The 11,098-nt window shown below is 55.7% G+C and carries 15 protein-coding genes; 7 read left to right on the top strand and 8 right to left on the bottom strand.

The features are described 5' to 3' along the window. Positions 1–595: hypothetical protein (locus Q1B15_RS06880; protein WP_299752074.1), on the top strand; the 595-nt coding region annotated here is incomplete at its 5' end. Here Q1B15_RS06880 and Q1B15_RS06885 read toward each other — a convergent pair. The 5 genes from Q1B15_RS06885 to hydA form a co-directional block, all read right to left on the bottom strand. Beyond that, complete coding sequence (locus Q1B15_RS06885) at positions 579–1,388, bottom strand: division plane positioning ATPase MipZ (RefSeq protein WP_299752077.1); 810 nt, start codon at positions 1,386–1,388, stop codon at positions 579–581. The genes Q1B15_RS06880 and Q1B15_RS06885 overlap by 17 nt on opposite strands. 167 nt (positions 1,389–1,555) lie before the next feature. After that, positions 1,556–2,467: a dihydrodipicolinate synthase family protein gene (locus tag Q1B15_RS06890; protein WP_299752080.1), complete on the bottom strand. Its 912-nt coding sequence runs from the start codon at positions 2,465–2,467 to the stop codon at positions 1,556–1,558. Position 2,468: 1 nt separating this feature from the next. Further along, the gene (locus tag Q1B15_RS06895; protein ID WP_299752083.1) at positions 2,469–3,134 is read right to left on the bottom strand and encodes an aspartate/glutamate racemase family protein; all 666 of its coding nucleotides are present in this window, start codon (positions 3,132–3,134) and stop codon (positions 2,469–2,471) included. Further along, the gene (locus Q1B15_RS06900) at positions 3,131–3,517 is read right to left on the bottom strand and encodes a VOC family protein (protein ID WP_299752086.1); all 387 of its coding nucleotides are present in this window, start codon (positions 3,515–3,517) and stop codon (positions 3,131–3,133) included. The genes Q1B15_RS06895 and Q1B15_RS06900 overlap by 4 nt, the downstream gene beginning before the upstream one ends. Next, the gene (gene hydA, locus Q1B15_RS06905; protein ID WP_299752089.1) at positions 3,514–4,947 is read right to left on the bottom strand and encodes a dihydropyrimidinase; all 1,434 of its coding nucleotides are present in this window, start codon (positions 4,945–4,947) and stop codon (positions 3,514–3,516) included. Before hydA ends, Q1B15_RS06900 begins: the two co-directional genes overlap by 4 nt. 113 nt (positions 4,948–5,060) lie before the next feature. Between hydA and Q1B15_RS06910 the strand changes: the two genes are divergently transcribed. From Q1B15_RS06910 to Q1B15_RS06925, 4 genes are all read left to right on the top strand, one after another. Then, positions 5,061–5,690 carry a MotA/TolQ/ExbB proton channel family protein gene (locus Q1B15_RS06910; RefSeq protein WP_299752092.1) on the top strand — a complete coding sequence of 210 codons (630 nt, stop codon included), beginning with the start codon at positions 5,061–5,063 and terminating at the stop codon, positions 5,688–5,690. 35 nt (positions 5,691–5,725) lie between these two features. After that, on the top strand, positions 5,726–6,067 hold the full coding sequence (locus tag Q1B15_RS06915) for a biopolymer transporter ExbD (protein WP_299752095.1): 342 nt from the start codon (positions 5,726–5,728) through the stop codon (positions 6,065–6,067). A 41-nt stretch (positions 6,068–6,108) separates the two neighbouring features. Beyond that, positions 6,109–6,429: a biopolymer transporter ExbD gene (locus Q1B15_RS06920; protein ID WP_366141688.1), complete on the top strand. Its 321-nt coding sequence runs from the start codon at positions 6,109–6,111 to the stop codon at positions 6,427–6,429. Between the two features lie 71 nt (positions 6,430–6,500). Next, entirely contained in the window at positions 6,501–6,791 is a 291-nt protein-coding gene (locus Q1B15_RS06925) for a DUF1330 domain-containing protein (protein WP_299752098.1), read from the top strand. Positions 6,792–6,883: 92 nt separating this feature from the next. Here the strand turns inward: Q1B15_RS06925 and Q1B15_RS06930 are convergent, their stop codons facing one another. Continuing rightward, a complete protein-coding gene (locus tag Q1B15_RS06930) occupies positions 6,884–7,096 on the bottom strand; it encodes a hypothetical protein (protein ID WP_299752101.1) in 213 nt (70 codons plus the stop codon). Between the two features lie 319 nt (positions 7,097–7,415). On the opposite strand from Q1B15_RS06930, the gene Q1B15_RS06935 reads away from it, so the two are divergent. Further along, positions 7,416–7,862 carry an HWE histidine kinase domain-containing protein gene (locus Q1B15_RS06935; protein WP_299752104.1) on the top strand — a complete coding sequence of 149 codons (447 nt, stop codon included), beginning with the start codon at positions 7,416–7,418 and terminating at the stop codon, positions 7,860–7,862. A gap of 388 nt (positions 7,863–8,250) precedes the next feature. Then, a complete protein-coding gene (locus Q1B15_RS06940; protein ID WP_299752107.1) occupies positions 8,251–8,508 on the top strand; it encodes a hypothetical protein in 258 nt (85 codons plus the stop codon). A 194-nt stretch (positions 8,509–8,702) separates the two neighbouring features. On the opposite strand, the gene Q1B15_RS06945 is transcribed toward Q1B15_RS06940, so the two are convergent. Both Q1B15_RS06945 and phaC read right to left on the bottom strand, forming a co-directional pair. Next, entirely contained in the window at positions 8,703–9,182 is a 480-nt protein-coding gene (locus tag Q1B15_RS06945) for a Phasin (RefSeq protein WP_299752110.1), read from the bottom strand. A gap of 135 nt (positions 9,183–9,317) precedes the next feature. Then, positions 9,318–11,084, bottom strand: a complete 1,767-nt coding sequence (gene phaC / locus Q1B15_RS06950) for a class I poly(R)-hydroxyalkanoic acid synthase (RefSeq protein ID WP_299752116.1) — start codon at positions 11,082–11,084, stop codon at positions 9,318–9,320. Positions 11,085–11,098: the final 14 nt, after the last annotated feature.

The raw sequence follows: 11,098 nt of genomic DNA on the forward strand, positions 1-11,098 counted from the left end.
CGTTAGTCGCGCATCAGCAGCAAACAAAGATACGCCAATCGCTGTTTTGGTCTACGATATGACGGACAAAATTCTGCGCCCTCGTGACGCCGAAGCTTTTGGTTTGACGGTGCTCGGGCGCGGCTTCAACGGAGACCTGGCGCTTGTTTCGGGTGTGGCGTTCTCGCGCGCGTTTTTGGCCGAAGGAACGACGCGCCAAGAGGTCGAGATTGCGGCGCGCGAAGAATACAATCTTTCCGGCAGCCAAGCGGTGCCACTGATTGCACCCTTTATTGCTCTTCGGGCGACCCCTCGTAGAGCGGATATGACAGAAGCCCGAAACCTTCTTGGATCGGTTGGAACTATTGCACTGTTGTTCGGCCTTAGTCTGCTTGCTCGTGGATTTTCAAAACACCCTATCGTTTTGAAGTCTTCAGGTCTCCGAAAGCCCAATCAAACGGGGACGGGTCAGTCGGCATTGTTTTTTGACCCGCTGCTGCCGCAAGACGAAATTCAAAAAGCGGAAAACGATGCGCGCGTTTCTTCGGAAATGTCGTTTGAGCGCATTTCGCGCCATGTGGGGCCAGTGCTGTCGCGTCTTAAAAGTCGACGGTGACACCTGGCAGGCGCAGCTCTTTCACCAGTTCCCGCAGTTCCTGACGCGCGGCGACATTCGACAAGTTCAAATTCTGTACGCCGATATCGCGCAAATCGAGAAGCGTCAGTCCGCGAGGAAACAGCTCGCGAAAAATAACCCGTTCTGAGAACCCGGGCGCTACGCGAAAGCCGATCCGTTTGGCCAGTGCATCGACGGCCTGAGCCATCTTTTTCTTGTTATGCATCTGTTGTGCGCCGACGCGATTGCGCACAATTACCCAGTCGATCGGGTCAAGGCCTGCTTGTGCGCGCAACTGCCGCGCGTTCCAGACCATTTCAGAATACACCGAGGGCCCTAGGATTTTGTTTGACTGCGCATCGGTCCGCGCCAGCAAATCGAAGTCCACGAAGCTGTCATTTAAAGGTGTTACAAGCGTATCGGCAAGCGAATGCGCCACCTGGCTTAGCCGTGTATGAGAGCCGGGGCAGTCGATCAGGATAAACTCGACCTCGCGCTCCAGGCCTGTAACAGCGGCGGACAGGCGTTGATCGTAGACGTTTTCGCCGGGGCCTAGGCTTTCGGCGCTTATTGCTGGCAGCTCCCGATAGATCGGTGTCGGCAAATCGAGGCCTTCAGCGTCCAGAAAAGCTTTCCTGTTTTCGATATAACGCCCAAAGCTTTTCTGCCTCAGATCAAGATCGAGAACGCCGACAACATGCCCCATCCGCACAAGGGCTGTCGAGATGTGCATGGACACGGTGGATTTACCCGCACCGCCCTTTTCGTTGCCTACGACGATAATATGGGCCACTGCCTGCCTCTGATCTTGAAGCGGTCCAGATGCCGCCGGTTGGCTGCACTATATGTTGTCACTGTCCGCAATAAAAGCGCGAGAGTGCATTGCGGGTAAGGTTTTTCAAGGGGGCGCTGCCCCCTCGATTTGCTCATCCCCGAGGTATTTTCCGAAAGGATGAAGGATCAGAGGCTTGAAAGGCGGCGTTCTTGACGCTCGATCAACGTCTCGATTTCTGAAATAGCGGCCTCGGTCAGTTTGGGCCCGGGCGCGCGAACCGCCGCATTGGCAATGGCGCCGCGTTTTGCGAGAATATACTTGCGGATCGCAAGACCCATGCCGGGCTGGCTTTCGTAGCGCACCAGCGGCAGATAGGCATCGAAGATGTCACGGGCTTTGGTCTCCTCTCCGCCCGACATCAGCTTGGTCACATCACGCATCATTTCGGGATAGGCAAACCCGGTCATGGCGCCGTCCGCGCCGCGGATCATTTCTTCCAGAAGAAATTGCCCGCCATTTCCGCAGAGGATGGAAATCCTTCGAGCCCCTGCGTCGGACGCAGCACGCAGGGCTGCGATTTTCTCAAGACCTGGCCAGTCCTCGTGTTTCAACATCACGCAAGCGGGGTTGTCTTCGACGATCTTCAAGATGGCGCTGGGGTCGATTTGCACGTTGGTGACCAATGGGAAGTCCTGGATGACCCAAGGCGTTTCGCCCAGCTTTTCGCCTAGTGTTCGATAGTACCCGACGATCTGCGCGTCAGTTCTTAGTGTCGACGGCGGCGCGATCATCACGCCGGCTGCGCCTTTATCCATGGCAATGCGGGTGGTCGCCTCTATTTGAGCAAATCCCGGTGCCGAGACGCCCACGATCACTGGCACGGTTGCTCGCGCGCAAATACGCTCGATCACGGTGGCGCTTTCGTCGGCGGACAGCTTGCCAGCTTCCCCCATAATGCCCAGGATCGTCAGCCCAGTCGCGCCCTTCTCCATGTAGAAGTCTGTCATGCGATCAAGGCTTTGGATGTCAAGAGCGCCGTCCGGTAGGAACGGCGTCGCGGCGATGGTGAAGACGCCTTTGGCGGTTTCGTCTAGCATGTCAGACCTCTGGTTTGTGAGATTGTCGAAGTGAAATACGGCCGAGTGTCAAAGCTACGGCCGACTGTGTCGGGTCGATCGTCGGTATGCCAGTAGCGGCTTCGACGCGGGCGCGATACTGGGCGATGCCCGCGCACCCAAGAATCAAAACATCCGCCCCGTCCTCGTCACGCAGTTGGCACGCGGTTGAGATGAGGCGATCAAGGGCACGCTTTTCGTCGGCGAGGTCCTTTACACCCAGGTTCAGCGCGCGACCTCCGGCACAACGGTCGTTGAGTCCCATCGAGGAAACCGCCGCAAGGTGGCGCGGAATTGAGGCTGGACGGATGGCAATGATGCCGAACCGTTCTCCTAGGGTTAATGCGTCTGAGAACGCGGCCTCCCGGATGCCCAGAACAGGGCGAGAGGTTTCTTGCCGAAGACGCGTCACGCCCGGATCGCTGAAGCATGCGGTCACGAAACCTGTCGCGTCTGTCAGAGACCTTGCAAGGCGAAGCGTTGGTTCGATCACGCCGTCGAAATGGGCCTGCATTTCAATTCCAGCCGGCCCTTCGGCAAGCGTCAGACAATGGATCGGATGTCCGAAAGATACCAGCGGATCGATCGCGTCTTTCAATCCGTCTGTCGCGCCTTGTGAGGAGCTTGGGTTGATAACGTAGAGCGTCATGCGCCCTCGCGTGTGGGGCTTTGAACCTCGATCTGGTAGCCTTCCGGATCGTTGAAAATGAATGCGCGTATTCCAATTTCATCGTTCTGAAACATTTGGCTCAGGTTCGCCAGCTTTTGTGTGTCGGCCCAGTGAAACCAAGCGTCTACATCTTCCACGCGCAGGCAAAGCTGCACGCATTTGTTCACCTGCCAGCTGTTCATGCCGTGTGTTTCGTCAACTAGGCCCACATGCGCACCACCCGCCAGCCGGAAGATTTTTGCCCAGCCCTGATCAATGGCCAAGGAAAGACCCAATGTGTCACGGTAGAACGCTTCCGCGGCGGCAAGGTCACGATAATAGAGGAATGTGATTGCAAGGCTTGGGGCGCTGGGCGGCGTCATGTGATGGCCTCGGTGTACTCAAGCGCCGGGAGTGCTTCAGTTGTCACACCGATTGAGGGCCGTGCAATCCATTTGCCTTGCCCGGTCTGTCCGGCGAGCTTGCCATCCTCAACAATCGTCTGTCCTCGAAGCAAGACCATCTTCGGCGATCCAGCAATAGTTCGACCCGTCCAGGGGTTGTAGCCAACGTTGTCACTTAGATCGTTGTCCTTGTATGTGACTTGCCCTGCCGGGTCCCAAAGAACCAAATCGGCATCAAAGCCCACTTTAATATCACCCTTGAAGGGCAAGCCATGGATTTCCGCCGGTTTTGTGCAGCACATTCTGACAAGGTCTGTTGGGCTGACGCGCCCCTTTAGCATGGCGTCAAACATCAGAGGCATGCGAACTTCCACCCCCGGTAACCCGTTGGCAATTTTTGAAAAATCCACATCTGTGCCGTTTGACAACTTACCTGTTTCATCAAATCGGTAGGGCGCATGATCTGAGGACACCAGGTCCAGTGTGCCGTCGGCCAGCCCGTCCCATAATGCGTCTTGATCTGTGCTGGTGCGTTGTGGCGGAGAGCACATCCATTTTGCGCCCTCGATGCCGGGTCGGTTCAGGACGTCAGCCGTCATCAGAAGGTAGTGGGGACAGGTCTCTGCCCAGATAGGGACGCCTCGGGCACGCGCTTTTCTTATGGCCTCAACCGCTTCGGTTGTTGAAATGTGAAAGAGCATCACGGGCGTTGCGAAAAACTCCGCAAACCGGATCAGGCGCTCGACTGCTTCAATCTCGGCCAGGCGTGGATGCGACAGCGCGTGATGCTTAGGTGCCGTCTTGCCAGCGGCCAGCAATTTATCCTTCGTCCAGCCAATCAAACCATCGTTTTCCGCATGGACGCAAACAAGCGCGCCTGCGTCCTTTGCAATGGCGAGCACGTCGCAGATGTCGCGGTCGGACAGTTGAATGTTGTAGGTTGTGAAAATCTTGATTGAGCGATGCCCTGCCGCGATCAAGGTCTGCAAATCCTCTGTCACGTGATCTGCTGCCATGTCGTTCACGATGATATGGAACGCATGGTCAATGACCGCGCCACGACGGGCGCGAACGGCGTAGTCTTCAATAGCGGCAGACAGGCGAGGCGCAGCACTTTGGGGCGCAAAGCTTACAACTGTCGTGGTGCCCCCAATTGCAGCAGAGCGGGTCGCCGTTTCAAAGGTGTCGGCGTTCATCAATCCCATGCCGGACGTTTGCTCGATATGGGCATGCACATCCACGCCGCCGGGTGTCAGGATACATCCGGTCCCATCGATTTCATATGTGGCGTCGGTTTCTACGGTGCCAACCGCGGAAATCTTGCTGTCACGAATTGCAATATCGGCGATCTGGTCGTCGTTTGACGACAAGACGCGCGCGTTTCGAATGATCAGATCATTGTGTGCCATATCCGAGTATCTAGAGCAGGTGATGACGAGATCGACAAGCAGGTCGTGAGACTTGCGCTTGGGCGGGGCGACGGGCAGGGTGGCGCGGTCGATTTTGAAGAAGGGCGCAAGTGATGTCGCCGATTATGGGGCTATTGGACCGGGGTGGCGTGGTGATTTGGATCATCGCGGCCTTAAGTGTCGTGGGGCTTGCGGTGATCCTTTGGAAGGTCTGGCGACTGGCCGCTTTGGGGGCATGGGGGGGGGCGCGTGCCGAAGCTTCTGTCGAGGCATTTCGCTTGCACGGACAGGTCGACAGCGCTGACGGCGGTGGAGTACGCGCAATGGTCGTGCGTGCTGCGATGCATGCTGTCACTGATGCGCGGCTCACAGCCGAACAGGCCCGCGAAGAAACCGAGCGCGTGGCCCGTCGCTCGCTTGCGGACGCGCGTCGCGGTTTGCGCGTGCTGGAAGTGATCTCGACGGTGGCACCGCTCCTGGGGCTGCTGGGCACAGTTCTGGGCATGATCGTTGCGTTTCAGGCGCTTCAAACAAGCGGTTCTCAGGCGGATGCGTCGGTGCTTGCGGGTGGTATCTGGGAGGCGCTTTTGACAACGGCTGCGGGGATGGCCGTGGCAATTCCGGCGGCCTTGGCGCTTGCTTGGTTCGAGGCAGTCATTGACCGCGTGGCAAGCGACCTGGAAGACCTCCTGGCGCGTGTGTTTCTTGCACGCCCTGTCTCGCAGACCCGGGCGGCGGAATGAGCCTAGCGCTTCAGCCTCCAAGGCGTCGGCGCGTGATGAGCCTGACACCGATGATCGACGTGGTTTTTCTTCTGTTGGTTTTCTTCATGCTGGCCGCGCGCTTCGATCAAACGGCGGTGCTTCCCGTAGCGCTTGGCGGGGGGGCTTCGGATTATTCCGGCCCTCCGCGGCTGATTGATGTGACGCCTGGTGGGGTTCGTCTTAATGGCGTGGCTACAGAGGATGCTGACCTAGTCGCCGCCGTCCTTCTGTTGGTCGAAACATCAAATGACCTTGTCATTCTGCGGGCGCGCGACGGCGCGGATGTCCAGCGCCTTGTGGATGTGATGGGACTGTTGCGCGAGACGGGGTTAAGCCGCCTCACTCTTGTCGAATGATCCGGCTCTGCGAACCCCGCCGCACGCGTCCAGAAAACATTGTGCCGATGATCAATGTGGCGTTTCTCCTTTTGATCTTTTTTCTGATGACAGCGGTGATCGCGCCGTCCGACCCCGTGCGGATTGCGCCACCGACGGGCCTTGGTGACGAAAGTGACGCCGGGGAATTGATCCTTTACATCGACGCTGACGGCACGCTTTGGAAAGACGGAACGCCCGGCGCATTGCCGGAAGGCATCGGCGGTCAAAGCGTTACAATTCGCGCCGATCAGAACCTGTCGGGGGCAGTCTTGGCAGATGTCTTTGGTCAATTGAAGCGGGCCGGCATTGAAGGCGTCAACCTGGTGGTGGCGCGGCCTTGAACATGGCAAGTTCACCTAACGTGGACTGGTTTAATACGGATAACTAGCAATCAAAGAATGGAGATCGCGAAATGGCAAAAGGCTATATCATGGGGCATATTACGGTCAGAGACGCAGAAAGCTACAAAGAGTACGTCGAAAAAGACACACCAATTTTGGCGGCATTGGGCGGGCGCTTTGTGATCCGTGGCGGGCAATCCGAAGTTGTCGAAGGTGAGGCTCTGTCCCGCCATATTCTGATTGAGTTCGATAGCTATGAATTGGCCCGTAAAGCTTACCATGACCCTGAATACCAAGTTGTCGCGGACATTCGTCGCCGTAATGCTGACAGTGTCATTATCTTGGTCGAAGGGACTGAATAGCAAACGCGCCTTCGTAAGGCGCATCCACCTTAAAAGCTTGATTTGACGATTTCCGGATTATTTCTACCCAGAAATGTTTTTTTATACTCTCCTTAAGGGATATCGCCTTTGGTCTTCCGCTTTTGATGTGGAATGTCGATCCGTAGCGAAAGAGGTCGACAATGCGGGGCAACGTCAATGGTGATCTCGGCTTGCACAGTTGCCAGGTTGTGGTTGGCATTGGGGTTCCGACCTTTACGGAAGACATCGACCAGAACGCGTGCAAAGGTGTCTATCCCAGATCGACCATGGAGGATGTTCGGCACAGCTGTCTCGCCACCGACTTCACACCCTCCGAGGATGGCTACGACATCACCGCAATAGTGTGCGAGACGCGACGGCTGTCAAACGCGGGCTCACTAGAAGATACGCCAATTTCCCGCATCGGACGGAAAACTTGCATCACCAGACCTCCAGAGACCCCTGCGCAAAAAAGGATATGTTCAAAGCTGCGCCCTCTTTTGTTGTGACGGACAGAAGCGGAAAACTGGTTTTCGCCTCCGAGCGGGCGGTTGGCCTATACAGACAAATTCCCAGACGGCTGAGGATACCGGCCTCGGCGCTCAAGCGCATATTGGCCGGAAGATGCGAAAAATCACGCCGGAACTGTGGGATGAAATCGGTGGTATTTTCGAGATTGCCATTGCAACTGGGCAGCCCGTCTTGTCGCACCGGGTTGAAGGCGCGACCGTCTCGCCCGCTGGCGAGCGTCGCGTGTTCATGACCGATTGCCACCCGGTCCGGATCGGCAATGGGATTTTGGCCATCGGCGCGATTTTTCACGATATCACCGAGCAGACCGAGATGCAGGCAGAGCGATGCCGCGTGATGCTAGAGCTTCAGCATCGCAATCAGAACATACTCTCCAACGTATTGGCCCTTGTTCGCCGTGCAAGACGCGATGCAGGGCCCGCTGTCGGTGTGCTGGATATAGTGGCGATGTGGATAAAAGCGCGTTCGAATACGCAGAAGCTTTTGACCCAGGAAAATTGGTACGCGGCGAATATTTACGCGCTGATCCGTCCGGAGTAACGGATATTTATGGCCCGGAGCGTGTTCACTTGGCTGGGCCACAGATTCAATTGAATGCGCGCGGTTGTCGCGCTGGCAGTGGCCGTTTATGAGCTTGCGACGAATGGGGCTAAATACGATGCATTTTCGCAAGGAAGTGGCAATGTCGCGCGGACTTGGATGCGGATTGAGTACCGCGTCGAGGAGCGCGTGGTTTTCCGATGGACAGAAACCTGCGGGCCCAAGGTTGCAGGACAACCGGGTGGGGGTTTTGGGAGCCAGATGATCGCATCGAAGATAACGAGAAGTCTTCATGGCGCAATTGAAATGAATTGGCGATCCGGGGGCCTATTGGTCGAGATTTCCATTCCATATGAGGCTTTTAGAGAAACTTAAGGAGGCGTGGACTATGATGCCCTCTAATCTTTCCGCCCTGCATACTGAAGACGAGATCCTTATTGCATTCGAAACTGCAAACATTCTGGCGGACCTTGGATTTGGAGCTATGCGCGTTGCTCACACCTTGCAGTCTGCGGAAAAACTCGATCTTGCAGAATGCTTCGATGTCGCACTGGTTGATATGAACCTTGGCAGCGGAGAGCTTATAATCGAAATTGGTATGTCACTAAAAAAGCGCGGCTCGCATGTGGTGTTCGCGTCCGGCTAAAAAAGTGGGGCCTCAGCGCGTGTCTTCAGGGATTTTATTTCCTTGAAAAGCCTGTTTCGGCGCGGGATATCAAGCGCCCTTGCCGATACACTTGCGGCCAAAATGTCTGCTTGGATCAAGACATAAAAAACCGGCGAACTCTAAAGTCCGCCGGTAGTAATGATGCCAACAGGGAGGCGTTGGCGATCAGAAACTTACTTTGCAGTTGCTTTCTTCGCAGCTGCAGTCGCCTCGTTCGTGGCTTTCTTGACAGCGGCGGTTGCTTCTTCGCCCATGTCCTTGCCTGCAGCGAGCATCAGATCGACTGTTTCCATCTGAACTTTTTTCGCGATCTCAGCGAAAGCAGCCATGGATTCGGTACCCATCTCAGCCTGCTCCGAAGCGAAATCGGTCATGGCTTTTGTGTAGTCAGCCGGGTCTTCTTTGGCGGTGGTTACGGAACCAACCTTGCCAAGTGTCGACTTTGTCCAGCCTGCGGAAATCTCAGCGGACTTCTCAGCAGCTTCCAGAACGACTTTCGACATTTTGTCTGCAAAGTCTGCCTGGGATTTGAATGCGTCTTGCATGGAAGACATGTCTACTGGGAAAGAACCCATCATGTCCTTCATCTCCGAGGGGAAAGAACCCATCATGTCTTTCATCATTTTTGTGTAGTCATTGGTAGCTTTAGCCATTGGTCTCTCTCCTATGTTTGCGTTGAACGAGGTCACCCGTTTCTGCGTCTGGAGAACACATACATGCTGCAGTGCGGCATTGCAAGCTTTTATGCTGCGCTGCGGCACAAAATTTAGATGCACAATATCAGAGACTTAAGGTTTTTCGGGTGTTTCCGTGACGTATTTCCCGGGAGCAGGGTACAAAATCGGGTGAGTCGCGGTCTCTCCCGGAGTGCGTGCGGGCACTTGTTTTCCCGACTTCGGCGACAGCCATGCATCCCAACGCGGCCACCAAGACCCCTCATGAAAATCCGCACTCTCGCGCCATGCGTCGGTGTCGAGGGTCCAGTCGTCATTGGTGTAGTGACCATATTTCATCTTAGAAGGCGGATTCACAATTCCGGCGATATGTCCGGACTCCGAGAGAATGAAGGTTTTTGAGTGGCTGCCCATTTGCTTGATGCCGGTATAGGACGTCGTCCAGGCTGCAATGTGGTCGGTCTCGCAGGCAATCGCACAGACCGGGACAGTGACATCCGAGATTTTCAGGGTTTCGCCCAAGACCTCGAAGCCCTCGCGGGCGAAACGGTTTTCCTGACAAAGTCCGCGTAGGTATTCCATCGCCATACAGCCGGGCAGGTTGGTTCCATCGCCGTTCCAATACAGAAGATCAAACGCTGGTGGTGCCTCGCCCATCATGTAGCTGCGGATGGCCGGCCCATAAATCAGATCGTTTGACCGCAGATAGCTGAAGGTTTTAGACATGATCTTCTTGTCCAGCATCCCATCGACTTCCACCTGTGCTTGGATCGAGTCCACAAAGTCGTTCGAAAGGAAAACACCCACTTCGCCCTGGTCTTCAAAGTCAGTCAGCGCAGTAAACAGGGTTGCCGACTTGATCGACTTGTCGCCGCGCTTTTTCATCAAAGCCAATGTCAGCGACAAAGTTGTCCCGGCAATACAATAGCCAACCGCGTTGACCTGTTTCTCGCCGGTGATCGTTTTCACCTGCTCAACGGCACTAAGATACCCCTTCTCAACATAGTCGCCGAGGCCAATATCGCGGTAGCTTGGGTCCGGGTTCTTCCAGCTCACGACAAACAAAGTATAGCCTTGCTCGACGATCCACCGGATCAATGAGTTCTGGGGCTTCAGATCGAGAATGTAGAATTTGTTGATCCACGGCGGAAAGAGAACCAGCGGCGTTTTGTGCACTGTCTGTGTTTTCGGCGCGTATTGGATCAGCTCGAACAACTCATTTCGATAGACAACCGAACCCTCAGCGGTCGCGATGTTCTCGCCGACTTTAAAGGCGTTCTTGTCGGCAAGCGTGACAAGCATCTCGCCATCACTCGCCTCTATATCACGGACAAGATTCTCCAAGCCATCGACCAAAGACTGTCCGTCGGTTTCAACCGCCTTGGTCAGGGCGGCCGGGTTTGTGCCAAGAAAATTCGTCGGGCTCATCATATCGACGATCTGGCGGGTGAAATAGCGCGCGCGCTTTTTGTCCTTATCTTCTAAACCCTCAAGCTTATCCACCATCTCGGACATGGCGTCCGCTGAAAACAAGTACTGCTGTTTCACGTAGTTGAAGAAGGGATGATTCTCCCACAAAGGGTCGCTAAATCGGCGGTCTTTCGGCGAATGATCCTCGGGTGGCTCAAGCTTGCCGTGCGCGAGGTTGTTTTGAGCGTCTATATAATGCGTGAGTGCTTTCGCCCAATAGCCGACCTGATGTTCGATCAGCTTGGAGGGGTTTGACATCATCTCCGCCATGTAGGCCGAGGCGGCCTTCTTGTAGAGGTCCTCGCCCGGACCGTCGAGCCCCGGATGCTTTGGTTTCTTTGCGGCAACCGCGGCAATCAACCTCTGAGACAGCTCCTCGATTCGCGCCAGATTTTCGTTCAGGCGGTCCAGATTCGCCGGCGTTT

The sequence above is a fragment of the uncultured Boseongicola sp. genome (assembly GCF_937988555.1).
Classification (GTDB): Bacteria; Pseudomonadota; Alphaproteobacteria; order Rhodobacterales; family Rhodobacteraceae; genus Boseongicola.

What these genes read in the sequence shown, in the direction of transcription:
- Q1B15_RS06945 (WP_299752110.1), bottom strand. Translation starts at nt 9,182, where the DNA reads ATGGCTAAAGCTACCAATGACTACACAAAAATGATGAAAGACATGATG.
- Q1B15_RS06915 (WP_299752095.1), top strand. Translation starts at nt 5,726, where the DNA reads ATGAGCCTGACACCGATGATCGACGTGGTTTTTCTTCTGTTGGTTTTC.
- Q1B15_RS06895 (WP_299752083.1), bottom strand. Translation starts at nt 3,134, where the DNA reads ATGACGCTCTACGTTATCAACCCAAGCTCCTCACAAGGCGCGACAGAC.
- Q1B15_RS06925 (WP_299752098.1), top strand. Translation starts at nt 6,501, where the DNA reads ATGGCAAAAGGCTATATCATGGGGCATATTACGGTCAGAGACGCAGAA.
- Q1B15_RS06900 (WP_299752086.1), bottom strand. Translation starts at nt 3,517, where the DNA reads ATGACGCCGCCCAGCGCCCCAAGCCTTGCAATCACATTCCTCTATTAT.
- Q1B15_RS06890 (WP_299752080.1), bottom strand. Translation starts at nt 2,467, where the DNA reads ATGCTAGACGAAACCGCCAAAGGCGTCTTCACCATCGCCGCGACGCCG.
- Q1B15_RS06910 (WP_299752092.1), top strand. Translation starts at nt 5,061, where the DNA reads ATGTCGCCGATTATGGGGCTATTGGACCGGGGTGGCGTGGTGATTTGG.
- Q1B15_RS06935 (WP_299752104.1), top strand. Translation starts at nt 7,416, where the DNA reads ATGCGAAAAATCACGCCGGAACTGTGGGATGAAATCGGTGGTATTTTC.
- hydA (WP_299752089.1), bottom strand. Translation starts at nt 4,947, where the DNA reads ATGGCACACAATGATCTGATCATTCGAAACGCGCGCGTCTTGTCGTCA.
- Q1B15_RS06940 (WP_299752107.1), top strand. Translation starts at nt 8,251, where the DNA reads ATGATGCCCTCTAATCTTTCCGCCCTGCATACTGAAGACGAGATCCTT.